The organism is Pseudomonas guariconensis (genome assembly GCF_024127895.1).
Taxonomy (GTDB): Bacteria; Pseudomonadota; Gammaproteobacteria; order Pseudomonadales; family Pseudomonadaceae; genus Aquipseudomonas; species Aquipseudomonas guariconensis_B.
Window position 1 is genome coordinate 454,722 of the sequence record NZ_JAMYBK010000001.1, and the last position, 24,192, is coordinate 478,913.

The window sequence follows — 24,192 nt, forward strand, 5'->3', positions numbered from 1 at the left end:
CTCAGCGATCCTGCACCACTTCCAGCACACGGATCTGCCCAGGCCGCGGGTAGTGCCAGCGCACCTGTACATCCCAGAACTTCACCCCATACACCCGCTCCACCGGCGGCACCTGGTAGGCCGGCCGCGGATCCTGGCTCAGGCATTGCTCGATCAACTCCACCAGCGGCTCGCCAAGGCGCAAGGCATGCGCCTTGGCCTGAGGTAGGGCGCTGTCGCTCCAGGTCACGCCGATCGCTTCAGGCGCGTCGTCGGCCATCTGGTTGCTGGCCTCGGCGATGCTGTCGGCATAGGGTACATAGGGCTTGATGTCCAGCACTGGCGTGCCATCGAGCAGGTCGATCCCCGAAAGCAGCAGGCGCCCGGGCTCGACGCCCTCCAGGCGCACTACCGACTGGCCGATGCCGTTGGGCCTGTGGGTGGCGCGGGTGGCGAACACCCCCATGCTCTTGTTGCCACCCAGGCGGGGCGGGCGCACTTTCAGGCGGGGCTTGTCTTCCAGTGCCTGGTGGAACAGGAACAGCAGCCAGATATGGCTCACCTGTTCCAGCCCCGCCACCGCATCGCCCTGGTCGAACGGCGGCAACAGTTCCAGTACGCCGCGTGCCGCTGGCGCCAGGCGAGGCTGGCGGGGGATGGCGAACTTCTCCTTGAAGCAGGAGCGCACGATACCGACCGGCGAAACCGTATGCTGCATGGTCGTTCAGCCACGCACGCGCAGGGTCAGGCCCTTGAGGAAATTGCGCAGTAACTGGTCGCCGCAAGGGCGGTAGTTGTCATGGCCGACCTTGCGGAACAGGGCGCTGAGCTCGGGCTTGGACACGGGGAAGTTGGCCGCCTTGAGCACTGCGTGCAGGTCTTCTTCCTTGAGCTCGAAGGCCACCCGCAGCTTCTTGAGGATGGTGTTGTTGCTCACCGGCACCTCGATCGGCTGAGGAGGGCGGCTGTCGTCACGACCGCGGCGGTGGATCACCAGGCCATCGAGAAAATGCGCCATGACCCGCTCGGGGCAACGCACGTAGCCGGGCTCCTCTTCTTTCTTCAGGTAGCTGGCGACCGTCTCGGCGGAGACTTCGAGGCCGGTCAGCCCGATGATCTCGGCCATCTGGGCATCGCTGACCTTGAGCATGTAGCGCAGGCTGCGCAGGACATCGTTGTGGTTCATGCTGGGTGATCCTGTTCAGGTGCCACGCCGGAGCTGGCGTGGCGGTATTGCCTGTGGTCCGTTAGAAACGTTCGTTGACGGCCAGGTAGCGCCACTGGCCCAGGGGCAGCTTGCCCATGGATACTCCGCCGAGGCGGATGCGGCGCATGCCCAGCACGGTCAGGCCGAGGCTGGTGCAGAGCGCGTCGACCTGCCCGGGCAAGGGGTTCTTCAGGACCAGGCGCAGGTGGTTTTCGTTCTGCCAGCTGGCCTTGGCCCGTGGCAGCTCACGGCCGCCCCGGGTGATGCCGCGGGCCAGGCGTTGCAAGGCCTCGGTGGAGGCCTCGCCGTCGACCTGGACGATGTATTCCTGTTCCAGCCGATGCAAGTCGGCGTCGATCTTGCGCGTTACCCGCCAGTCCTGGGTGTACAGCTGCAGGCCGCTGGCGCCGGCCTGCAAGGGGGCGACGCAGGATAGCCGGGTGAAATGGCCATGCAGCGGCCGCACCGGCTGGCCATGGGACGCGCTGAGGGTGGCCATGCCCAGGCTGGCCCGACCTGCTTCGGCATCCAGCCCGGCGGGCTGGTTGAGCAGCAGGGTGACCGGGGCCAGGGGCTCGGCACGGGCGCCCGGTAGCAGTTCGACCCGCTGAGACAGGACCTTGAACTGGGGCTGCTCGATCACTACGCCGTCGACCGTGACCCAGCCGCCTTCGATGTACAACTCGGCCTCGCGGCGGGAGCAGCCGAGCTGCTCGATGAGGCGTTTGGACAGGCGCACGGGTTCGGACATGGAGACGATTCGCAAGAGGGCAGGGAAAGGCTGCCATTGTACCCGCCCGGGCGACCTTGGGGCTGGGAATCTGCGCCATTTCGGAGAAAGCGCACTGTCTCTTCGGAACAAGCCCTAGGAGTTTGTACGAATAAGCCTCATGTGAAGCAGGGGATAGGGTTGGCCCAAGCCGTCGGTGGCCGAGCGTCCGGTCACTTCGAAGCCTTCGTGCAGGTAGAAGCCCAGTGCCTGGGGGTTCTGCTCGTTGACGTCCAGGCGCTCGGCATTCAACTCGTCGATGGCATAGCGCAGCAGACGCTTGCCGACTCCCTGCCCGCGGTGCTCGGGAGCGACGAAGAGCATGTCCACCCGGCCGTTGGCCACACCGGCGAAACCAAGGATATGTCCGTTGCCGTCCTTGCAGCAGATCAGCATCACCGCATCGAGGTACTGGCGCAGCACGTGCTCGCGCAGCAACAGGATGTAGGACTCGGGAAGGAAGTCGTGGGTAGCGCGCACCGACGCCTCCCAGACCCGGACCAGCTCCGGGTAGTCGCTCAGGTGTGGGGTTCGCAGCGTCAGTGCCGGCGGCATGTCGTGATCCTCCATGGGGGACGTTCCGGTACCCGCGAACGGGCCGTCTTCCTCACAACATAGATGCAAAAAAATGCCCCGCCAGTGGACGGGGCGCGATGGGCTGCAAGGCAGCCCTGACATCTGGCTTCAGACCGGCTCGGCCCACATGTCGTACTCGTCGGCATCGACCACCCGGCAACGCACCTTGTCCCCCGGCTTGAAACCGTGGTTGCCATCGATGAACACGCTGCCGTCGATTTCCGGGGCATCGAAGAAGCTACGCCCGACCGAGCCCTGCTCTTCGACCTCGTCGATCAGCACCTCGATTTCCTTGCCGATGCGCAGTTGCAGGCGCGCGGCGCTGATGGCCTGCTGGTGCGCCATGAAGCGATCCCAGCGTTCCTGCTTGATGGCGTCCGGCACTTCCTCCAGGCCCAGGTCATTGGCCGGGGCCCCTTCGACCGGCGAGTACTGGAAGCAGCCGACGCGGTCGAGCTGGGCTTCGGTCAGCCAGTCGAGCAGGTACTGGAAGTCTTCCTCGGTCTCACCGGGGAAGCCGACGATGAAGGTCGAGCGGATCACCAGTTCCGGGCACTGCTCGCGCCATTTCTTGATGCGGGCCAGGGTGCGGTCCTCGAAGGCCGGGCGTTTCATGGCCTTGAGCACCTTGGGGCTGGCGTGCTGGAAGGGGATGTCCAGGTACGGCAGGATCTTGCCGGCGGCCATCAGCGGGATCACGTCATCGACGTTCGGGTACGGGTAGACGTAGTGCAGGCGCACCCAGGCGCCGAGGCTGCTCAAGGCCTCGCACAGCTCGAGCATGCGGGTCTTGACCGGGCGGCCGTTCCAGAAATCGGTCTTGTACTTGACGTCGACGCCATAGGCGCTGGTGTCCTGGGAGATCACCAGGATCTCCTTGACCCCGGCCTTGACCAGGCGTTCGGCCTCGCTCAGCACTTCGCCGACCGGGCGGCTGACCAGCTTGCCGCGCATGGACGGAATGATGCAGAAGCTGCAGCTGTGGTTGCAGCCTTCGGAGATCTTCAGGTAGGCGTAGTGACGCGGGGTCAGCTTGACGCCCTGGGGCGGTACCAGGTCGATCAGCGGGTTGTGGTCCTGGCGTGGAGGTACCACTTCATGGACGGCACTGACCACCTGTTCGTACTGCTGCGGGCCGCTCACCGACAGCACGCTGGGGTGCACTTCGCGGATGTTGCCTTCCTCGACGCCCATGCAGCCGGTGACGATGACCTTGCCGTTTTCCTTGATCGCCTCGCCGATCACTTCGAGAGACTCGGCCTTGGCGCTGTCGATGAAGCCGCAGGTGTTGACCACCACCACGTCGGCATCCTCGTAGGTGGGCACGACTTCATAGCCTTCCATGCGCAGCTGGGTCAGGATGCGTTCGGAATCGACCAGGGCCTTCGGACAGCCCAGGGAAACGAATCCTACCTTGGGAGTGGCGGGAGTGGTGGACATGGCTAACCTCGGTATTGAATGCAGGCCGCCCAGCCGGTGACGGGGGCGGTCCTGGTGGACGCTTGTGGCGCCTCTGATCAAAAAGTGCGCAATTCTAGCGAGCGCAAGGTCGCTTGACCAGCACAAAAGCGACGAACGCTGCGTCGTGCTTCGCTACCCCATCGGGGGCAAGCGCTGCCGGGGCCGAACCGATCACTTGGGGCCGCTTACCTGACGGGCATACACCCATGCCTTCACGGCTGCGCGGCCATGCTGGTCTTGTCCTGGCGCGCATCGATCGCGCCGATCAGGCGCTTGGCCAGCGCCGGGTAGTTCTCGTCGAAGTGATGGCCACCGGGCAGCTCCAGGCGCTCACCGACGGCGGTCTTGTCGGTGCAGCCGCTCTCGTGGGCTTCTTCCACGCCATAGACGCACACCACCTTCGCTGCCGGCAACCTGGCCATCTCCGGCCCGGTCGGCGCTTCCTGGCCCTCCTTGCCCAGCCAGCCCTCGACCTCGATCTCGAAACTGCCGCTGCGGGCGAACGCCAGCAGGATCACCGCGTCGATGCGCTGCTGGTCTTGCGCCGGGAGGCGGTTGTAGATCGCTGGCAGCACGTCGGCACCGAAGGAATAGCCGGTGAGCTCGAAGCGTTTGGTGCCCCATTTCTGTCGGTAGTGCTGCATCAGCGCGGACAGGTCGACGGCACTCTGCTCCGGGGTCTTGTGCTGCCAGTAGTAGCGCAGGGTGTCGATGCCGACCACCGGGTAGCCGAGCTTGGCCATCTCGCCAGCCACACCGCGGTCCAGGTCACGCCAGCCGCCATCGCCGGAGAGGAACAGGGTGACGGTGTCGCTGGCCTGGCCGGCCGGGACTTCCACCACTGGCAGGTTCGGGACGTTGCCGTCACGACCGACCAGGGCCTGGGCCAGTTGGGCCCTGAGCACCTCGGGCAGGTGAATGTCGTAGTCGCTGATGCTGGTTTCGGCGTTGGCCTGGCTGCGGACGAAGGCGGCGCTGGCGTCGTCCGGGTTGTCGTTCCAGGCCACCTGCCAGTGGCCATGGGCGGCGGATTTCGGCAGCGACTGGCAGCCGGGCTGGTCCATGCTGAAATCCACGGAGATGGCGCGTGCCGTGTCGTCGGCCTGGCCGGCCAGCCAGCGCCAGGCCTGGGCGGCGCCCGGCCCGATGCCGGCAACCAGCGTCGGCTTGCCCGACAGCTGCGCGATGGCCTGCTCGAGTGCCTGTCGTTGTCTGGTGCAGTCGGCCGGCGGCAGGATCACCTGGACCAGCTGGGCTGCACCGGCCTGGCTCAGGTCCAGCAGTTGCTTGTCGCTCAGGGCCTGGCCCTGGGGCACGCCGATGGCGACCCGGGCCTTGGCCTGTACGCCTGGGGTGGCGCGCAGCAGGCTGCTGCCGTCGGCCAGGGCCAGGTGTTGCAGATGCGCCGCTGGCGTCGGTCGGGCCCAGAGCCAGAAGACCATGGTGCCTGCCAGCAGGGCCAGGAGCAGGGGAATCAATACGTACAGCCAGTAGCGTCGGGTCATCAGCGTTTCACCAGTCCAGTCAGGCCGCCTGCGATCAGGGCAGCGGTGTCGGCCAATGCCACCAGCGGGTCGAGCCCGGCCGGCACGGCCATGTAGCGGGGTTCCCAGTCGGGCTGGAACTTGTCCTTGAAGCGTCGCAGGCCCTGGAAGTTGTAGAGCTGCTCGCCGCGTTGGAACACCATCGAGCCCAGGCGCTGGGTCAGGGGCGCGCCACGCCGGGGCTGCAGCCCGGCAAGCGGGACCATCCCCAGGCTGAAGCGGGCATGGCCGTGGCGTTTGTAGTGCAGGATCAGGCCGATCATCATGAACTCCATGGTCAGCTTGGGCGCTTGCGGGTGGGCACGCATCAGGTCCAGGCTGGCCAGTGCGTTACCGTGGGTTTCCAGCAGGTTGGCGAAGGCCACCGGGCGGCCCTGGAAACGCACCAGGGCGATGCGGAAATGCTGCAGGTACGCGGGGCTGAAACGGCCCAGGGAGAAGCCTTTCTCGCGCACGTGCTTACCCTCCAGCCAGGCGTCCGAGATCTGCTGCAACTCGTCCAGCGGGGCCTGGCCGGGCGCGTGGATCTCCAGGGCCAGGCCGTCGCGAGTGCCACGGTTCCAGGTGTAGCGCAGGTCTTTCATCTCCTTGCCCTTGGCCTCCAGGTCGAAGCGCCGCAGGTCGACCTGGGCCTCCTCGCCGAGCTTGAGGGCGGTCAGGCCGATGTCCATGTAGAACGGCAGGTTCTGCGCGCGCACCTGGTAGAACACCGGGCGGGCATGGTGCAGGTCGCACAGGTCGCGGAACTGCCAGATCATCTCGGCGCGTTCTTGGGCGGGGCCGATCGGGTCGTACAGGGCGACCAGGCTGCGGCCGCGCCGGGCATACATGAGGAAGGCGCTGTCGCTGGGGTGGAACAGCAGCGCCTTGTCGCCGCTGAGTGCCAGGCCGCCGTCGGGCTGATCCGAGGCCAGCAGGATGCGCTTGGCGCGCTGCAGCTCTGCTGCGTCCGGCAGGTGGATCACCGGCCTTGCGGTACGCAGTAGCCAGGTCAGGGCGACGATCACCAATAGCACGGCACTGCCCATGGCCGCGCGCAGGCCGCGAGGGGCGTCGGCGTCCAGGGTGAATTGCCACCACAGTTCGTGACGGTAGGGCACATCCTGGTAGGCGAACAGCAGCAGCCAGACCGAGGCGCCGACCACGCAGGTGCTGGCCATCAGGTACATCGGCGAGCATGGCAGCTCCAGCAGGCGGCTGGGGCGGTAGAAGGCGCGACGGAACATCGCCAGCAGGGCCGCCGTGAACGTCAGGATGCCGGCCTCTTCCCAATCGAAACCCTTGAGCAGCGACAACAGCGCGCCCATCAGCAGCAAGACCGTGGTCAGCAGCCAGGCGGCGGACAGGCGTCGCCGCAGCCCCTGGGCCAGCAGCAGGCACAGCACGCCAATCAGGCTGGCGCCGAAGTGCGAGGCGTCGATCAGCCGATGGGGTACCAGGAAGCCCATGTGCTCCAGACGGGTGTCGATTTCCGGGGTGGCCCCCGAGAACAGCAGGACCACCCCGGAAAGGAACACCAGGATCGCCAGCACTGGCGCGGCCAGCCCCGAGGCCGCCCTGATCGCCTGGCGCGCGGCTCGCAGGCGCCGGGCCTCGTTGGCCAGCAGCAGCACGCAGGCCAGCAGCAATGGCAGGACCACGTAGATCAGGCGGTACAGCAGCAGGGCTGCAGCCAGCGGCGCGGCGCCCAGCGGGTTGGCGAAGGCAGCCAGGAGAATGGCCTCGAACACCCCCACACCGCCTGGCACGTGGCTGAGCACCCCAGCCGCCAGCGCCAGCAGGTAGACCAGGACGAAGACCGCGAAGGGCGGCGTTTCGGGCAGCAGCAGGTAGAGCACGGTGGCGGCGGCGATGACGTCCAGGGCGGTGATCAGCAATTGCAGGGCCGCCAGCCGAACGCCCGGCAGGCGCAGGGTGCGCCGGCCGAGTCGTACCCGCAGAGTGTCGGCCAGGGGCTGTTCGTCCAGGCGCCGACGGTACAGGCCGATCACCAGCGCGGCGCTGAGCGCCAGCACCGCCAGGGAGAGGCTGGCCAGCAGTACAGGCGGTATGTGCAGGGCATTGGCCGCAGCCGGCAGGTCGCCGAGGCTGGCCAGTGCCGCCAACGGTGGCAGGGCACAGCCGAGCGACAGGCTGGCGAACGCCGTCATGCGGGCGACTTCGACAGCCCCGAGACCATGGCGGGCATACAGGCGATAGCGCACCGAACCGCCGGAGAGCATCGACAGGCCAATGGCGTTGCCGATGGCGAAGGCGCTGAACCCGCCCAGTGCCAGGGTGCGACCGGGCAGTCGTACCCCGGCGTAGCGGCTGGCCGACCATTCGTAGCCGAGCAGGATCACGAACCCGACTATCGCGGCCAGCAGGGCGCCGAGCAAGGAGGGGGGCGGGACGCTGAGCACGGCATCGCGCAATGCGTAGAGGTCCAGTTCGCTCAGCAAGTGCCGGCAGGCGACCAGGGCCAGGGCGAACAGCAGCAGGGTCAGGGCCAGGCCGAGGGGCTGGCGATAGCGCATCAGTCGCTCCCGCCAGGGCAGTGGTTGCGCCCGGGGCGGCTCTTCGTCAAGCGGTGCCCGGGACTCGGAAGGGTGGGCGGTCATGGATAACCTCGGGCGTGCCGCGCGAGGTAGGGGAGAGGTGCGGCCAAGTGAAAGTCTCTTCGGAAAACGTATCCGAATGTTACTCCGGGTGAAGTCGCTTTCAGCCGCTCGGCACGGTTAAAGATAGTTCATCCAGTCAAGCGGGCCGGGTAGTGGAAGAGGGCGGGCAGGGGGGATAGCTGGAGGTGTAAAAGCAACAAACCCCGCACTGTTGGAAACAGGCGGGGTTTGTTCTGACGAATATGGTTGCGGGAGCCGGATTTGAACCGACGACCTTCGGGTTATGAGCCCGACGAGCTACCAGGCTGCTCCATCCCGCGTCAGTGGTTGCGCATTCTACGGTTTTTCGAACGGCTGTCAAGCGTTAATCGTTGATTTTTCGTTGGAATTTTCCGCAGGCAATGAAAAAGGCCACTGTATCGACAGTGGCCTTTTTCTGAATCTGGTTGCGGGAGCCGGATTTGAACCGACGACCTTCGGGTTATGAGCCCGACGAGCTACCAGGCTGCTCCATCCCGCGCCTGTTGAAATGAATTCTACGGATATCCTTCTCTGTGTCAAGCGATTTATGGAAAAAATCCTTTTTCGTTCAATCCCTTAGCGCTTCCATATGGGCTGCGGCTCAGTAATGGCGGGGCTTGTATGGCGTTTGTCGGTGGTTTTCCCGTTGACCCTGTCCGTGGGCTGTCCCGTCTCCATCCAGTGGAGTAATATCTGTATGAATTTACAGTGCTGACGGCCATCCATGTCCTTGCGCAAGATCATCCATATCGACTGCGATTGCTTCTATGCCGCCATCGAGATGCGTGACGACCCGCGTTTGGCTGGCCGCCCGATGGCGGTCGGCGGGGCGCCGGAGCAGCGTGGGGTGATTGCCACTTGCAACTATGAGGCGAGGGCCTATGGGGTGCGATCGGCCATGTCGTCCCGGCATGCGCTCAAGCTGTGCCCCGATCTGTTGATCGTCAAGCCGCGCTTCGAGGCCTACCGCGAAGCGTCCCGCGAAATCCAGGCGATCTTCCGTGACTACACCGAGTTGATAGAGCCATTGTCGCTGGACGAGGCCTATCTGGATGTCAGCGACAGCCAGTGGTTCGCCGGCAGTGCCACGCGGATCGCCCAAGACATACGCCGGCGCGTCGCGCAGCAGTTGCACATCACCGTCTCGGCCGGCGTGGCGCCGAACAAGTTCCTGGCCAAGATCGCCAGCGACTGGCGCAAACCCGATGGGTTGTTCGTCATCACGCCGGCGCAGGTGGAGGATTTTGTCGCCGCCTTGCCGGTCGCCAGGCTGCATGGCGTGGGCAAGGTCACGGCAGACAAGCTGGCGCGCCTTGGCATCGACACCTGCCTGACGCTGCGCGAATGGCCGCGCCTGACCCTGGTGCGTGAGTTCGGCAGTTTCGGCGAGCGTCTGTGGGGCCTGGCACGGGGCATCGACGAGCGGCTCGTGCAGAACGACAGCCGGCGTCAGTCGGTCAGTGTGGAAAATACCTACGATACGGATCTGCCGGACCTGTCGAGTTGCCTGGAGAAACTACCCCGGTTGCTGGACAGCCTGAACGAGCGGGTCGCGCGCATGGACAGCAGCTACAAGCCGGAAAAGCCCTTCGTCAAGGTCAAGTTCCACGACTTCAGCCAGACCACATTGGAGCAGGCAGGGGCAGGGCGTGACCTGGAGAGCTACCGACAGTTGCTCAGCCAGGCCTTTGCCCGGGGCGGCAAACCGGTGCGGTTGCTGGGGGTGGGGGTGCGGCTGCGCGACTTGCGGGGTACCCATGAGCAGTTGGAGCTTTTTCCGCCTCAGCTTCTGTAGTAGTGCGCTCATCTTCTGGCTTTGTGATCCTGGGGCTGCAAAGCAGCCCAACAAGGCCCAGCAGATTTAATGCACGCCTGGATCGGCCACCAGTCGCCCGGTGTCCTTGGTCAGCGTATGCAGAAATTCCTGCTGCAGCTCCGGATCGTTGCGGGTCAGCTCGATCAGGCTCTGTTCCAGCTCGCTGGCTTCCTCTTCCAGGCCCAGCTCCGACAGGCGCTTGACCCGGTGGACCCATTGGCCGACATCGTCGTCCTCCAGGTCATCGAAGATCAGGTCATGGGCTTCCAGCAGCTTGCTGCGCAGGTTACCGCTGACCAGCAGGCTGGCATCGCCGCGCACGCCGTTGTCCTCGTCGACGACCTGCAGGTGCAGGGTGCCGATATGGCTGAGGTTCTGTTCGGAGAACGGGCTGTCGAGCAGATTCAGGCGCAAGACGCCGTTGCGGTCAGTGGTCAGCTCATGGGTCAGCTTGCCGGCCTTGACCTCGACCAGTCGCTCGCTCCACGGCAGGCTGGTGTACTCCTCGCGCTTGCCTTTCTGTACTTCGCTGATGCCGGCCAGGTTCTGCTGGGCACGGCCGTTGGACTGTACGTTCATGAAAGGGTTGAGCCCGGCCACGCCGTAGTCGAGCCAGTCGTGGGTGACGCTGTGTGGCAGGTTGCCCAGGGTGAACACGTTGACCACGTTGGCACCGACCCCGGCGACCACGGCCACCGCGCCCAGGGGGATCTCGTAGATTTCCCGCCAGGGCTGGTAGGGCGTGTAGCGGTCGTAGCGACGGGTGACCTCGAACTCGGTGACCTCGAAGCGCTTCTGCTCGTGAACCCGCACGCGCCGCTGGGGAAGCGCCATCACCTTCGGCTCGCCGACGTCGATCTGCAGCGTGTGTTCGAGCAACTTGCGCTCGACGCGCTCCTCATGTTCGCTGCGCTGGGACATCTGGTTGGCGCAGCCGCTGACGAGCAGGGCGCCGCAGAGTGCGGCGCCCCCCAGGGTAAAGGTACTTCGCTTGGACATGTTCACTCGGGCATTGGCTATCAGCGACGGACGCGGGCTTGCAGGAAGGTCAGCACCTCGGCGAGCGGTACGGGCTGGGCATCCTGCTCGGTGCGATGCTTGTACTCCAGGTTGCCGTCGGCCAGGCCGCGGTCGCTGACCACGATGCGGTGCGGGATGCCGATCAGTTCCATGTCGGCGAACTTGATGCCGGGGCTGGTCTTCTTGTCGCGGTCGTCCAGCAGTACCTCGTAACCGGCAGCGGTCAGCTCGGCGTACAGCTTGTCGGTGGCCTCGCGCACGGCTTCGGTCTCGTAGCGCAGCGGTACCAGGGCGATGTGGAAGGGCGCCAGGGCGTCGTTCCAGATGATGCCCTTGTCGTCATGGCTTTGCTCGATGGCCGCGGCGACCACGCGGGATACGCCGATACCGTAGCAGCCCATGGACAGGGTGACCGGCTTGCCGCTCTCGCCCAGTACCTGGCACTTGAGCGCTTCGCTGTACTTGGTGCCGAGCTGGAAGATGTGGCCGACTTCGATGCCGCGCTTGATCACCAGGGTGCCCTGGCCGTCCGGGCTCGGGTCGCCTTCGACCACGTTGCGCAGGTCGGCGACCTGCGGGACCGGCAGGTCGCGTTCCCAGTTGACGCCGAAGTAGTGCTTGTCGTCGATGTTGGCGCCGATGCCGAAGTCGCTCATCAGGGCGACCGAGCGGTCGATGATGCACTCCAGCGGCAGGTTCAGCGGGCCCAGGGAGCCTGCGCCGGCACCGATGGCGGCACGCAGCTCGGCGTCGGTAGCCATCACCAGTGGGTCGGCGACCTGCTCGAGCTTGGCGGCCTTGATCTCGTTCAGTTCGTGATCGCCGCGCACGATCAGGGCGACCAGCTTGCCTTCCTCGGCACCGCGCACGATCAGGGTCTTGACGGTCTTCTCGATCGGCAGGCCGTAGTTCTCGACCAGTTGGGCGATGGTCTTGGCGTCCGGCGTGTCGACCAGGCGCAGCTCCTCGGTGGGGGCCGGGCGCACGGTTTCGCGCGGGATGGCCTCGGCCTTCTCGATGTTGGCCGCGTAGTCGGAGCTGTCGCTGAAGATCACATCGTCTTCGCCGGACTCGGCCAGGACATGGAACTCATGGGAGTAGCTGCCGCCGATGGAGCCGGTGTCGGCCTGCACCGGGCGGAAGTCCAGGCCCAGGCGGGTGAAGATGTTGGTGTACGCCTGGTGCATGCGGTCGTAGGTTTCCTGCAGGGAAGCCTGGTCGGCATGGAAGGAGTAGGCGTCCTTCATGATGAACTCGCGGCCGCGCATCAGGCCGAAGCGCGGACGGATCTCGTCACGGAACTTGGTCTGGATCTGGTACAGGTTGAGCGGCAGTTGCTTGTAGCTGGACAGCTCGTTGCGCGCCAGGTCGGTGATCACCTCTTCGTGGGTCGGGCCTACGCAGAAGTCGCGGTCATGGCGGTCCTTCAGGCGCAGCAGCTCCGGGCCGTACTGTTCCCAGCGGCCGGATTCCTGCCATAGCTCGGCGGGCTGGATGCTCGGCATCAGCACTTCCAGAGCGCCGGCGGCGTTCATCTCTTCGCGTACCACGGCCTCGACCTTGCGCATCACCCGCAGGCCCATCGGCAGCCAGGTGTACAGGCCCGAGGCCAGCTTGCGGATCATGCCGGCACGCAGCATGAGCTGATGGCTGATGACCACCGCGTCGGCGGGGGTTTCTTTCTGGGTGGCGAGCAAATATTGACTGGTGCGCATGGTGAGCCGTGTCGATTGCCTAAGACGTTGAAATGACCCCGCATTGTACGGGGATGGTTTATCTCCGTACAGAATGCAGCAGGCCTTGAAGGGTGTCAGCCAAGAAAAAGCCCGGCGCGATCGCCGGGCTTCTTCAAGTGCAGGGCACTGCAAGCCAGGCTTACAGGATGCTCAGCGGGTACTCGACGATCAGGCGCAGCTCGTCCAGGGATGGGGAGCCGTAGTAGACGCCATCGCTGGAGCGGTAGGTGGCCTGGCGGATACGGAAGCTCAGGTCTTTGGCCGGGCCTTCCTGCAGGACGTACTTGATGTCGATGTCGCGCTCCCACTCTTTGCCGTTGTTGGTGGTGGCGGTGTTGGCGCCGGTACCACGGGCATAGCGGGTCATGAAGCTCAGGCCTGGAATGCCGTATTCGGCGAAGTTCAGGTCGTAGCGGGCCTGCCAGGACTTCTCGTCTTCAGCGTTGAAGTCGGAGCGGGCGATGGAGTTGGCCAGGAACACGGTACCGCCACCGTCGACGCCGTAGCCGTAGTCACCGTCACCAGTCACGCGCTGGAAGGCCAGGGTGAAGGTATGAGCGCCGATGTTGTAGGCGCCGGACAGGCTGAACGCGCGGTTGTCGAGTTTGGTTTCGTCATCCTTGGCGGCACGCTGCAAGCCAGCGCCGTCGCTCTTGGTGTCATAGATGTTGAAGTCGAACGTCAGGCCTTGGTTGTCGGCGATCGGCAATGCCCAGTTGATGTTGGCGTAGTACTTGCGCCAGTAGTCCTCGACCTTGGAGTAGTACAGGCTGGTGCTCAGGTTGTCGCTGAAGGCGTAGGTACCACCGAATACCTTGGCCTCCTTCAGGTGCAGGCTGTCATGATGGGTTTGCTCCTGGGCGTTCATGCCAGTGAAACGGCCAGCATGCAGCGTCAGGCCCGAGATCTCGTTTGAGGTGATCAATGCGCCTTCGGCAACCTCTGGCAGCAAGCGGCTGTCGTCGGTTGCAAAGACCGGAAGTTCGGTGAACTGGTTGCCGACTTTCAGGACGGTATCGGAGATACGGAACTTGACCGCAGCACCGCCTTCGGAGTAGTCATCCTGGGAGCGTCCATCGGAGCCCTCCGGGAACAGGCCGGTACCGGCGCGGCCCTTGCCGCTGTCGAGTTTCAGGCCGAGCATGCCGATGGCATCGACACCGACGCCGATGGTGCCTTGGGTGAAGCCGGACTCGAAGGTGCCGAGGAAGCCAAGGCCGGTTTCTTCCACGCGGCTCTGGGTGCCGCTGGGGTTGTTACGGAAGTCACGGCTGAAATACAGCATACGGGTCTTGACGTTCAGCTTGCTGTCTTCAATGAAACCCTTGGATTCATCCTGCGAAGAGGCCACGGCCAACTGCGAGGTCCCTGCCGCAACGGCCAGGGCGATCATGCTCCACTTCATCACGCGCATCGTGATTTGCTCCTTTGGTTTTTAGGAAGAGTACCGCTGCACCCTGGTTTTTTAGTTATAGGGGCAGCTCTTTCTTGTTATGTCGGCGAAAATGTATATCACGCTGACTGTTCTTGGCGATATGGGGAAAACAATCTTTCGCTAACTTTTTTCCCCTGTCGCAATTAGTGTTTTCCATGTCGCAAATCACGTCCCTTTTTTCTTGGGACGCACAACGCCAGCGCTGTTTCTCGCAGCCGTAACAAATGTGTAAACATCGGTCGGTTGGTGAAACTCCCTGGGGTGTCCATATCGCTGTTGTTATTTGTCGCGTCCATCTGCCGATGCAGGTGGCGTGCCGACTTGGTCGGAAAGGAATGCAACAAGCGTGCTCAAAATTGCCGCCGATTCATGAAATTTTCACATTTGCCTGGCGATTGGTCGGAAAACCGCCGCAAACACGGGGGAATGGCTGTCTGATGGTGTGCCAGGATCGAGCAAGGTGTGATGCGAAAGAGCTGCCATGAAAGTCAATGTGTTACCGGCGACTGTTCATCCTGAGTGGTCCAAGTGGGGAGAAATGTGGCTTGTTTCACGCCAAGGCCTCATTTTGGTGCGAAAAGTAGCGCTGTGTTACCGCGCCTGGGCATGTGAGGCGATTGCATGCTTGCCTGGGCGAAGCAGGGTATCCTTTAGCCATGTTGCCCGCATTCGCTGGGCTGTTGGTCTCGAGGAGGTTCGTCGTGTTCGTCATGGATTCACGTCTGCAGCAGGATTCCCTGGTATTGGGGGATTTTCCATTGTGCCGCCTGCTGCTCAGCAAGGATGCCAACTATCCCTGGTTCATCCTGGTGCCACGGCGTGCCGATGTCAGTGAGCTGTTCCAGCTGGACGAGGCCGACCAGCGCCAGCTCTGGAAGGAAACCACCTACCTGGCCGAGACGCTCAAGGACAGCTTCGCCGCCGACAAGATGAACGTGGCGACCCTGGGCAATGTGGTCAGCCAGTTGCACATGCATGTGATCGTGCGCCGTCGCGACGATGCTGCCTGGCCGGCTCCGGTCTGGGGGCGGCAGCCGGCTGTGGCCTACACCGACGAACAGGTCGAGGCGGTACGCCAGCGTTTGCGGGCGGTCTTGAGCGATGACTTCAAGGAGGTATGAGGTTATGTCACTGGAGTCGCGAATCATCGAGCTGGAAAGCCGCCAGGCGTTCCAGGACGACACCATCCAGGCGCTCAACGATGTGCTGGTCGAGCAGGGCCGGGTGATCGAGCGCCTGCAATTGCAGATGACCGAACTGATCGAGCGTTACGAGGAGATGGTCGGACAGGTCGGTGAGGAAGGCGAGGAACCACCGCCGCCGCATTATTGAGGAGGCGTCGGCCCTGGTGCGGCGGGAGGCCGCTGCGCCAGGGCCGCGAGGGATCAGCGGCGGGAGACCGCGACCACGTCTTCGGCCTGCAGGCCCTTGTCCCGGTGCATCACCGAGAACTCCACGCGCTGGCCTTCGACGAGCACGCGATGCCCTTCGCCGCGGATGGCGCGAAAGTGCACGAAGATATCGTCGCCGCTGTCACGGGAGATGAAGCCGAAGCCCTTGGAGGTGTTGAACCACTTGACGGTGCCGGTATCGCGCCGGCCGCCCTCTTGCACGGTGCCCTGGCTTGCGCGGGCCTTCCGGGTGCTGCGGGCAAAGCCCGCGCCCAGGTGCAGGGCCACGGCCAGCGTGGCGCAGAGCAGGGCGGGGATGTCGCCCAGTTCCGGGCGCGCCAGGAGCGTGACGGTCTGCAGGATCACCGCCACTACCAGCAGGGCGCAGGCCGCGTATTGCAGTTGCTGGCGAGCGCCTTTGTAGTAGAGCGGCAGCACGGGCGCCAGGAGCAGGTTGAGCAGGCCGAGCAAGGCCAGGTAGACGGCTTCGGGTTGCTGCAGGAAGGGTGTCGCATCGGTTTTCAGGCTGGGTATGAGCGATAGCAGCAAAGCCGCAACGCCCGTCACCAGGTGGACGATCTTGAACATTTGGGTTGGCTCACGTTGATAAGGCCGATCACAGGAAGAGCTGGCCGCGCGGTGCGCATGAGGTATAGGGCGCGATCACGCGGCTGGCCAGCCTATGCACCCGGCAATGACAGTCCGCACGGGTGGCACCCTGCTATTTAACCGCAAAGACAGTGGCTTCTCAAACTACCGGGCGATGTGTTGCCTTGGGTCACATGCAGGATCGGACGAGTCTGATACAGTGTTTCGTGCCCGCTTGATGATCAAGCCTTATGGAAAGGGGAGCGTCATGGCAATCGATATCGGTATCAGTGAAGAAGATCGCAAGTCCATCGTTGAAGGACTTTCCCGCCTGTTGTCGGATACCTACGTGCTGTATCTGAAAACCCATAACTTCCATTGGAACGTCACTGGCCCTTCGTTTCGTACCCTGCACCTGATGTTCGAGGAGCAGTACAACGAACTGGCCCTGGCCGTCGACTCGATCGCCGAGCGCATCCGGGCGTTGGGTTTCCCGGCGCCGGGCTCCTATGCGTTCTACGCACGCCACTCCTCGATCGAAGAGGAGGAGGGTGTGCCGCCGGCAGAAGAGATGATCCGCCAGCTGGTCCAGGGGCAGGAAGCAGTGGTGCGCACGGCACGCAGTATCTTCCCGGTGGTGGACAAGGTCAGCGACGAACCGACCGCCGACCTGCTGACCCAGCGTATGCAGGTGCATGAAAAAACGGCATGGATGCTGCGGGTGCTGCTCGACGGCAAGTGACCGTCCTCCCGGCCCCGAACGCTGTGCAAGCCCGGATCCAGTCGCTGGATCCGGGCTTTTTCATGGTGCGCGGGGAAGGTTTTGCCGCTGCTTTGCGAGGGCTTGCCGGCGCTTCATTAAGGCCATGTCCCATGGCGATGGAGTGATGCGGTGGAGAACCTGTTACAGAGCGGCAAGCGGAGCGTTCGCCCAGGAAAATGGCCAGACAAGCACTGTATGGACCCATTCAGGGCTGATTTCGACATGATGCAGGTGCGGCCGGTCTCTCGCTCCGTACGGCTCAACGGCCTGGCCACCTGCCTGCGCCTGGAGGCGGTCTACTGGCGGATCCTGGAGCGTATCGCCGAGGCCAATCGCTGCACGGTCAGTGCCGTGTTGTCGTACGTGGATCGCGAGGTCCACCTGCGCCACGGCGGGGCGAGGAACTTCAGCGGGCTGGTCCGCGTCATCTGCGTCGCCTGGTTGCTCGATCCGCCCAGTGTGCGCTGATCGCGGGCGGGCTGCACTGCTCTCGTTAACCATATATAATCCCGCTTTTTGCTGCCCCGGCAGCCAGCGTTGTTGTGGTTGACGAGAGACACCCATGCCCCTGTATGACTATCAATGTGCATCCTGCGATCACCGGCTCGAGGTGTTGCAGAAGATCAGCGCCGCGCCGCTGACCGATTGCCCGGCATGCCAGGCGCCGGCACTGAAGAAACTGTTGTCGGTGCCAGGCTTTCGACTGAGCGGCACCGGCTGGTACGAGACCGACTTCAAGACCGGGGCGAAAAAGAATCTGGCAGGCGGCGACAAGGCCGACTGAGTTGAATTGCTGTGACCAGGTCTTGCAGTATTAGCCCCTTGGGCGGCCAAGACCTCCACCGAATACACGAATCACGAGAAGCGAAACCACCATCATGATGCGCAGCCATTATTGCGGCCAACTGAACGAGCGCCTGGACGGCCAGGAAGTCACCCTTTGCGGCTGGGTCCATCGTCGCCGCGACCACGGCGGGGTGATCTTCCTCGATATCCGTGACCGCGAAGGCATGGCCCAGGTCGTCTTCGACCCGGATCGCGCCGAGACCTTCGCCGCTGCCGATCGCGTGCGCAGCGAATACGTGGTGCAGGTCACCGGCAAGGTGCGCCTGCGTCCGGCCGGTGCGGTCAACCCGAACATGGCCTCCGGTGCCATCGAGGTGCTGGGCTACGAGCTGAAGGTGCTCAACGAGGCCGAGACGCCTCCCTTCCCGCTCAACGAATATTCCGACGTGGGCGAGGAAACCCGCCTGCGCTACCGCTTCATCGACCTGCGTCGCCCGGAAATGGCCGACAAGCTGCGCCTGCGTTCGCGTATCACCAGCAGCATCCGCCGCTACCTGGACGACAACGGCTTCCTCGACGTCGAGACGCCGATCCTGACCCGCGCCACCCCGGAAGGCGCGCGTGACTACCTGGTGCCGAGCCGTACCCACGCCGGCAGCTTCTTCGCCCTGCCGCAGTCGCCGCAACTGTTCAAGCAGCTGCTGATGGTCGCCGGCTTCGACCGCTACTACCAGATCGCCAAGTGTTTCCGCGACGAAGACCTGCGTGCCGACCGCCAGCCGGAATTCACCCAGATCGACATCGAGACCAGCTTCCTCGACGAAGCCGAGATCATGGGCCTGACCGAGGGCATGATCCGCAAGCTGTTCAAGGAAGTGCTGGACCTGGAGTTCGGCGAGTTCCCGCACATGACCTTCGAGGAGGCCATGCGCCGCTACGGCTCCGACAAGCCTGACCTGCGCATCCCGCTGGAACTGGTCGACGTCGCCGACCAGCTCAAGGACGTCGAGTTCAAGGTCTTCGCCGGCCCGGCCAACGATCCGAAGTGCCGCGTCACCGCCCTGCGCCTGCCGGGCGGCGCCAGCATGCCGCGCAGCCGCATCGACGAATACACCAAGTTCGTCGGTATCTACGGTGCCAAGGGCCTGGCCTACATCAAGGTCAACGAGCGCGCCAAGGGCGTCGAGGGCCTGCAGTCGCCGATCGTCAAGAACATCCCCGAGGCCAACCTGAACGTGATCCTCGATCGCGTCGGCGCGGTCGATGGCGATATCGTGTTCTTCGGCGCCGACAAGGCCAAGATCGTCAGCGAGGCCCTGGGTGCGCTGCGTATCCGCCTGGGCCACGACTTCGAGCTGCTGACCTGCGAATGGGCACCGCTGTGGGTCGTCGACTTCCCGATGTTCGAAGAGAACGACGACGGCAGCTTCACTGCCCTGCACCACCCGTTCACCGCGCCCAAGTGCACCCCCGAGGAGCTGGAGGCCAACCCGGCCGCCGCCTTGTCGCGTGCCTACGACATGGTGCTCAACGGCACCGAGCTGGGTGGCGGTTCTATCCGTATCCACCGCAAGGAAATGCAGCAGGCGGTCTTCCGTCTGTTGGGCATCGACGCCGACGAGCAGCAGGAGAAGTTCGGCTTCCTGCTCGACGCCCTGAAATTCGGTGCGCCGCCCCATGGTGGCCTGGCCTTTGGCCTGGACCGCCTGGTCATGCTGATGACCGGCGCCCAGTCGATCCGTGAAGTGATCGCCTTCCCGAAAACCCAGAGCGCTGCCTGCGTCATGACCCAGGCTCCTGGCATGGTGGATGCCAAGGCCCTGCGCGAGCTGCACATCCGCCTGCGCGAGCAGACCAAGGTCGAGTAAGCGGACCCCGGGCACCCTCGACGGGTGCCCTTGCGCTTTTGCGCAGGATTTCTCGTGTTCCGCCCTCCGGGGCGGAACCTGTTTGTGTTTCAAGGATTCGGAGTCGATATGGCTGGTCATTCCAAATGGGCGAACATCAAGCACCGCAAGGGGCGCCAGGATGCCAAGAGAGGCAAGATCTTCACCAAATGGATCCGCGAACTGACCGTCGCCGCCAAGCAGGGCGGCCCTGACCCGGCGTCCAACCCGCGTCTGCGCCTGGCCCAGGACAAGGCCCTGAGCGCCAACATGAGCCGCGACGTCATCGATCGCGCCATCGCTCGCGGCGCCGGGACCGCCGAGAACGACAATGTCGAGGAACTGACCTACGAAGGTTACGGCCCCGGCGGCGTGGCGATCATGGTCGAGGCCATGACCGACAACCGCAACCGTACCGCGGCGGCAGTGCGCCACGCCTTCACCAAGTGTGGCGGCAACCTGGGCACCGACGGCTCCGTGGCCTACCTGTTCGAGCGCAAGGGGCAGATCAGCTTTGCCGCCGAACTGGGCCTTGAGGAGGACGCGTTGATGGAGGCGGCCCTGGAGGCTGGCGCCGAGGACGTGGTGGCCAATGACGACGGCTCGTTCGAGGTCTTCACCTCGTTCCAGGACTTCTACGCCGTGCGCAGCGCACTGGAAGAGGCCGGCTACAAGAGCTCCGACGCCGAGATCGTGATGCAGCCGAGCACCACCGCCGAGCTGGACCAGGACGGCGCCGAGAAGGTGCTCAGGCTGATCGATATGCTCGAAGACCTGGATGACGTGCAGAACGTCCACTCCAATGCCGAGATTTCCGACGAGATCATGGAAAAACTCGGCTAAGGTGGTCGGGAAGGCACGGGCCAGCCGCGTGGATGCCAGGCGTTCTTGCTGACCCTTCGCGGCGGCCTGGCGTCCCGGTCAGCCCCAAGACCCAGCACCGCCTGACCTGCCCGTACAGGCTCAGCACTGACAGCGACGGGCCCTGGCCATTCCCGAAGCCCTGGCTTCCCTATTTCCCCGGCATTGCAGGCCTTATGACTTTGATTCTTGGTATCGACCCCGGCTCGCGCATTACCGGCTACGGCGTGGTGCGCCAGGTCGGGCATGGCTGCGAGTACGTGGCGTCGGGCTGCATCCGCACCGGTGGCGGCGAGCTGCAGGAGCGGCTGCAGATCGTGTTTCGTGGCGTGCGTGAGATCATTCGCCTGCATGGTCCTGTGACCATGGGCATCGAGCGGGTGTTCATGGCGCGCAACGCCGATTCGGCGCTCAAGCTCGGTCAAGCCCGGGGCGCGGCCATCGTCGCGGCGGTGGAAGAGGGGCTGGAGATCGCCGAATACAGCGCCAGCCAGGTCAAGCAGGCAGTGGCCGGCACCGGCGGTGCCAACAAGGAGCAGGTGATGCTGATGGTCATGCACTTGCTCAAGCTGACCCAGAAGCCGCAGGTCGATGCCTCCGACGCCCTGGCCATCGCCCTGTGTCATGCCCACACCCGTTCCAGCCTGGTGCCCCACGGCCTGGCCACGGCGCGACGACGCGGCGGGCGCTTGCGTCTGTAGCGGCTTCATGCCCTGATACACATTTTGTCCGGGTGAAGCGTTCACCCGTTGCATTTGCTGATAGGGTTGTCCGGTCGCCGACCGGCGCCCGAGAGGAAGGATCGGAACGTGATTGGACGTTTGCGCGGCACCCTGGCGGAAAAGCAGCCGCCGCACCTGATAGTCGATGTCAATGGCCTGGGCTACGAGCTGGAAGTCCCCATGACGACCCTGTATCGCTTGCCCAAGGTGGGCGAGACGGTGACCCTGCATACCCATCTGGTGGTGCGCGAGGATGCCCATCTGCTGTATGGCTTCTTCGAAAAGCGCGAGCGCGAGCTGTTCCGTGAGCTGATCCGGCTCAACGGCGTGGGGCCCAAGCTGGCCCTGGCCCTGATGTCGGGCCTGGAGGCCGATGAGTTGGTGCGTTGCGTCCAGGCCCAGGACACCTCGGCGCTGGTGCGCGTGCCTGGTGTCGGCAAGAAGACCGCCGAGCGTCTGCTGGTCGAGCTCAAGGACCGCTTCAAGGCCTGGGAAACCTCGCCGGCCATGTTCACCCTGGTCGCCGACGGCCCGCTGCCGGTGTCCAGTCTCTCCAACGCCGAGGCCGATGCGGTCAGTGCGCTGATCTCCCTGGGCTACAAGCCCCAGGAAGCGAGCAAGGCCGTCTCGGCCATCGAAGGCAAGGCCAGCCTGAGCAGCGAAGAGCTGATCCGCCGTAGCCTCAAAGGGATGATCGCCAAGTGATCGAAGCCGACCGACTGATCGCCGCCAGCGGGCGTGACCGCGAGGAAGTCCAGGATCGGGCGATCCGTCCGTTGCGCCTGGAGGAGTACATCGGCCAACCGGTGGTGCGCGAGCAGATGGCGCTGTTCATCCAGGCCGCCCGCGCCCGTGGCGAGTCCCTCGACCACACCCTGATCTTCGGCCCGCCCGGGCTGGGCAAGACCACCCTGGCCAACATCATCGCCCAAGAGATGGGCGTGTCGATCAAGAGCACATCGGGGCCGATCCTCGAGCGCCCTGGCGACCTGGCAGCCCTGCTGACCAACCTCGAACCCCATGACGTGCTGTTCATCGACGAGATCCATCGCCTGTCACCGGTGGTCGAGGAGGTGCTGTACCCAGCCATGGAGGACTTCCAGCTGGACATCATGATCGGCGAGGGGCCGGCGGCGCGTTCGATCAAGCTCGACCTGCCGCCTTTCACCCTGGTCGGCGCCACCACCCGGGCGGGCATGCTGACCAACCCGCTGCGCGACCGCTTCGGCATCGTCCAGCGCCTGGAGTTCTACAACAACGCCGACCTGGCCACCATCGTCAGCCGTTCCGGCAACATCCTCGGCCTGCCGATCGAAGAGCAGGGCGCCTTCGAGATCGCCCGCCGCGCCCGCGGTACCCCGCGGATCGCCAACCGCCTGCTGCGCCGTGTGCGCGATTACGCCGAGGTGCGTGGCAAGGGGCAGATCACCAAGGCAGTGGCCGACATGGCGTTGAACCTGCTGGACGTGGACGAGCGCGGCTTCGACCATTCCGACCGGCGCCTGCTGCTGACCATGATCGAGAAGTTCGATGGCGGCCCGGTGGGGGTCGACAGCCTGGCCGCAGCCATCAGCGAGGAGCGCCATACCATCGAGGACGTGCTCGAGCCGTACTTGATCCAGCAGGGCTACATCATGCGCACACCCCGTGGCCGTGTGGTCACCCGGCACGCCTACCTGCACTTCGGCCTGAACATTCCCGGACGCCTGGCCGAGGGCGGAGATTTTTCCGACCCGGGCGATGAATGACAGATCGAATCGGGTTTTTCGTGGTCCTACCGCTGGCATGCCATCGGCCTGCTGGCAATACGACATTATCGATGAAAAAACAGTTGCCGGGGCGGATTGGCAAGCTGAGGAGTAAGCACTAGAGTATGCGCGCGCAAAATGGCCTGGAACCGTTCGCACACCGCTGTCGCGTCTATTACGAGGACACCGACGCAGGTGGCGTGGTGTATTACGTCAACTACCTGAAATTCATGGAGCGAGCGCGTACCGAACGGCTGCGCCACCTGGGCTTCTCCCAGGCCGAACTGGCCGGCCAGAACCTGTTGTTCGTGGTCCATTCCAGCGAAGCGCGCTACCACGCGCCGGCACGCCTGGACGATACGCTGCGGGTGACCGCGCAAGTGCTTGAATTGAATCGCGCCAGCCTGCGCTTCGTGCAGCAGGTCTGGCGGGAAAAGGATGAAGTGCTGCTCTGCGAAGGGCAGTTCCTGGTGGCCGCCGTGCGCGCCGACACTTTCAAACCCCGGGCCATACCCCCAGAACTGCGCGACGCCTTCCTGGCGGACGGCACGGGTACTCAATCGAACGCAGGAGAATAAGCGTGGAAGCTAACGTCGTCGACCATACCTCCATGTGGAGTCTGGTCAGCAATGCCAGCATCGTGGTGCAGCTGGTGATGCTGACCCTGGTGGCAGCCTCGGTCACCTCATGGATCATGATCTTCCAGCGCAGCAACATGCTGCGCGCCGGTCGTCGTGCGCTGGATACCTTCGAGGAGCGCTTCTGGTCGGGTATCGACCTGTCCAAGCTGTACCGCCAGGCCGGCAGCAACCCCGATCCGGATTCGGGCGTCGAGCAGGTCTTCCGGGCCGGCTTCAAGGAGTTCTCGCGCCTGCGCCAGCAACCTGGCGTCGATCCGGATGCGGTGATGGAAGGCGTGGGCCGTGCCATGCGCGTGGCCATTTCCCGTGAGGAAGAGAAGCTCGAGCAGAGCCTGCCGTTCCTCGCCACCGTCGGCTCCACCAGCCCGTACATCGGCCTGTTCGGTACCGTCTGGGGCATCATGAACTCCTTCCGCGGCCTGGCCAGTGCCCAACAGGCCACCCTCGCCACCGTCGCACCGGGCATCGCCGAGGCCCTGATCGCCACCGCGATCGGCCTGTTCGCCGCGATCCCGGCGGTCATCGCCTACAACCGCTTCTCCGCGCGCAGTGAAGTGCTGATCGGCCGTTACTACACGTTCGCCGACGAGTTCCAGGCGATCCTGCACCGCAAAGTGCACACCAGCGAAGAGTGATCAGGTA

Annotated in this window: 24 protein-coding genes and 2 tRNA genes; 13 read left to right on the top strand and 13 right to left on the bottom strand. The window is 64.3% G+C overall.

What is annotated here, in order from left to right:
• Position 1: 1 nt before the first annotated feature.
• The 9 genes from tsaA to NJF35_RS02155 all read right to left on the bottom strand — a co-directional run bounded on the left by tsaA (position 2) and on the right by NJF35_RS02155 (position 8,656).
• A complete protein-coding gene (gene tsaA, locus NJF35_RS02115) occupies positions 2-697 on the bottom strand; it encodes a tRNA (N6-threonylcarbamoyladenosine(37)-N6)-methyltransferase TrmO (protein ID WP_253079946.1) in 696 nt (231 codons plus the stop codon).
• Between the two features lie 6 nt (positions 698-703).
• A complete protein-coding gene (locus tag NJF35_RS02120) occupies positions 704-1,165 on the bottom strand; it encodes a DUF1456 family protein (protein WP_225787379.1) in 462 nt (153 codons plus the stop codon).
• 61 nt (positions 1,166-1,226) lie between these two features.
• On the bottom strand, positions 1,227-1,937 hold the full coding sequence (locus NJF35_RS02125; protein ID WP_253079947.1) for an rRNA pseudouridine synthase: 711 nt from the start codon (positions 1,935-1,937) through the stop codon (positions 1,227-1,229).
• Positions 1,938-2,051: 114 nt separating this feature from the next.
• Positions 2,052-2,510 carry a GNAT family N-acetyltransferase gene (locus tag NJF35_RS02130; protein WP_225787466.1) on the bottom strand — a complete coding sequence of 153 codons (459 nt, stop codon included), beginning with the start codon at positions 2,508-2,510 and terminating at the stop codon, positions 2,052-2,054.
• A gap of 129 nt (positions 2,511-2,639) precedes the next feature.
• A complete protein-coding gene (rimO, locus tag NJF35_RS02135) occupies positions 2,640-3,971 on the bottom strand; it encodes a 30S ribosomal protein S12 methylthiotransferase RimO (RefSeq protein WP_225787381.1) in 1,332 nt (443 codons plus the stop codon).
• A 233-nt stretch (positions 3,972-4,204) separates the two neighbouring features.
• Positions 4,205-5,497 carry a virulence factor family protein gene (locus NJF35_RS02140; protein ID WP_253090634.1) on the bottom strand — a complete coding sequence of 431 codons (1,293 nt, stop codon included), beginning with the start codon at positions 5,495-5,497 and terminating at the stop codon, positions 4,205-4,207.
• The gene (gene mprF / locus NJF35_RS02145) at positions 5,497-8,136 is read right to left on the bottom strand and encodes a bifunctional lysylphosphatidylglycerol flippase/synthetase MprF (protein ID WP_410900169.1); all 2,640 of its coding nucleotides are present in this window, start codon (positions 8,134-8,136) and stop codon (positions 5,497-5,499) included. Before mprF ends, NJF35_RS02140 begins: the two co-directional genes overlap by 1 nt.
• Positions 8,137-8,379: 243 nt before the next feature.
• Positions 8,380-8,456 (bottom strand) — tRNA-Met (locus NJF35_RS02150).
• A 123-nt stretch (positions 8,457-8,579) separates the two neighbouring features.
• Positions 8,580-8,656: transfer RNA gene (locus tag NJF35_RS02155), tRNA-Met, on the bottom strand.
• 231 nt (positions 8,657-8,887) lie between these two features.
• Here NJF35_RS02155 and dinB point away from each other — a divergent pair.
• Complete coding sequence (gene dinB, locus NJF35_RS02160; RefSeq protein ID WP_225787468.1) at positions 8,888-9,952, top strand: DNA polymerase IV; 1,065 nt, start codon at positions 8,888-8,890, stop codon at positions 9,950-9,952.
• 66 nt (positions 9,953-10,018) lie between these two features.
• Here the strand turns inward: dinB and NJF35_RS02165 are convergent, their stop codons facing one another.
• The 3 genes from NJF35_RS02165 to NJF35_RS02175 form a co-directional block, all read right to left on the bottom strand.
• Positions 10,019-10,972 carry a hypothetical protein gene (locus NJF35_RS02165; protein ID WP_225787383.1) on the bottom strand — a complete coding sequence of 318 codons (954 nt, stop codon included), beginning with the start codon at positions 10,970-10,972 and terminating at the stop codon, positions 10,019-10,021.
• A gap of 20 nt (positions 10,973-10,992) precedes the next feature.
• A complete protein-coding gene (locus NJF35_RS02170; RefSeq protein WP_225787384.1) occupies positions 10,993-12,708 on the bottom strand; it encodes a proline--tRNA ligase in 1,716 nt (571 codons plus the stop codon).
• A 160-nt stretch (positions 12,709-12,868) separates the two neighbouring features.
• Entirely contained in the window at positions 12,869-14,143 is a 1,275-nt protein-coding gene (locus NJF35_RS02175) for an OprD family porin (protein ID WP_225787385.1), read from the bottom strand.
• Between the two features lie 722 nt (positions 14,144-14,865).
• Here NJF35_RS02175 and NJF35_RS02180 point away from each other — a divergent pair.
• Together NJF35_RS02180 and NJF35_RS02185 are read left to right on the top strand one after the other, a co-directional pair.
• Positions 14,866-15,285 carry an HIT family protein gene (locus NJF35_RS02180; RefSeq protein ID WP_225787386.1) on the top strand — a complete coding sequence of 140 codons (420 nt, stop codon included), beginning with the start codon at positions 14,866-14,868 and terminating at the stop codon, positions 15,283-15,285.
• Between the two features lie 4 nt (positions 15,286-15,289).
• Positions 15,290-15,496 (top strand): SlyX family protein, encoded by a 207-nt coding sequence (locus NJF35_RS02185; RefSeq protein WP_225787387.1) that lies wholly within the window; start codon positions 15,290-15,292, stop codon positions 15,494-15,496.
• Positions 15,497-15,549: 53 nt separating this feature from the next.
• Here NJF35_RS02185 and NJF35_RS24720 read toward each other — a convergent pair whose 3' ends face one another.
• Positions 15,550-16,143: a cold shock domain-containing protein gene (locus tag NJF35_RS24720; RefSeq protein ID WP_317235040.1), complete on the bottom strand. Its 594-nt coding sequence runs from the start codon at positions 16,141-16,143 to the stop codon at positions 15,550-15,552.
• Between the two features lie 268 nt (positions 16,144-16,411).
• Here NJF35_RS24720 and NJF35_RS02195 point away from each other — a divergent pair, with 268 nt between their 5' ends.
• The 10 genes from NJF35_RS02195 (at position 16,412) to tolQ (ending at position 24,185) form a co-directional block, all read left to right on the top strand.
• On the top strand, positions 16,412-16,885 hold the full coding sequence (locus tag NJF35_RS02195) for a Dps family protein (protein WP_225787388.1): 474 nt from the start codon (positions 16,412-16,414) through the stop codon (positions 16,883-16,885).
• Between the two features lie 216 nt (positions 16,886-17,101).
• Positions 17,102-17,374, top strand: a complete 273-nt coding sequence (locus NJF35_RS02200) for a ribbon-helix-helix domain-containing protein (RefSeq protein ID WP_225787389.1) — start codon at positions 17,102-17,104, stop codon at positions 17,372-17,374.
• A 94-nt stretch (positions 17,375-17,468) separates the two neighbouring features.
• Positions 17,469-17,690 carry an FmdB family zinc ribbon protein gene (locus NJF35_RS02205; RefSeq protein WP_225787390.1) on the top strand — a complete coding sequence of 74 codons (222 nt, stop codon included), beginning with the start codon at positions 17,469-17,471 and terminating at the stop codon, positions 17,688-17,690.
• Between the two features lie 94 nt (positions 17,691-17,784).
• Complete coding sequence (aspS, locus tag NJF35_RS02210; protein WP_225787391.1) at positions 17,785-19,560, top strand: aspartate--tRNA ligase; 1,776 nt, start codon at positions 17,785-17,787, stop codon at positions 19,558-19,560.
• A 108-nt stretch (positions 19,561-19,668) separates the two neighbouring features.
• Positions 19,669-20,421: a YebC/PmpR family DNA-binding transcriptional regulator gene (locus NJF35_RS02215; RefSeq protein ID WP_253090635.1), complete on the top strand. Its 753-nt coding sequence runs from the start codon at positions 19,669-19,671 to the stop codon at positions 20,419-20,421.
• 194 nt (positions 20,422-20,615) lie between these two features.
• Positions 20,616-21,140 (top strand): crossover junction endodeoxyribonuclease RuvC, encoded by a 525-nt coding sequence (gene ruvC / locus NJF35_RS02220; RefSeq protein ID WP_225787393.1) that lies wholly within the window; start codon positions 20,616-20,618, stop codon positions 21,138-21,140.
• Between the two features lie 108 nt (positions 21,141-21,248).
• The gene (gene ruvA, locus NJF35_RS02225; RefSeq protein WP_225787394.1) at positions 21,249-21,866 is read left to right on the top strand and encodes a Holliday junction branch migration protein RuvA; all 618 of its coding nucleotides are present in this window, start codon (positions 21,249-21,251) and stop codon (positions 21,864-21,866) included.
• Positions 21,863-22,909: a Holliday junction branch migration DNA helicase RuvB gene (gene ruvB / locus NJF35_RS02230; RefSeq protein WP_225787395.1), complete on the top strand. Its 1,047-nt coding sequence runs from the start codon at positions 21,863-21,865 to the stop codon at positions 22,907-22,909. Before ruvA ends, ruvB begins: the two co-directional genes overlap by 4 nt.
• A gap of 125 nt (positions 22,910-23,034) precedes the next feature.
• The gene (gene ybgC, locus NJF35_RS02235) at positions 23,035-23,487 is read left to right on the top strand and encodes a tol-pal system-associated acyl-CoA thioesterase (RefSeq protein WP_225787396.1); all 453 of its coding nucleotides are present in this window, start codon (positions 23,035-23,037) and stop codon (positions 23,485-23,487) included.
• A gap of 2 nt (positions 23,488-23,489) precedes the next feature.
• Complete coding sequence (gene tolQ, locus NJF35_RS02240) at positions 23,490-24,185, top strand: protein TolQ (protein WP_225787397.1); 696 nt, start codon at positions 23,490-23,492, stop codon at positions 24,183-24,185.
• Positions 24,186-24,192 lie beyond the last annotated feature (7 nt).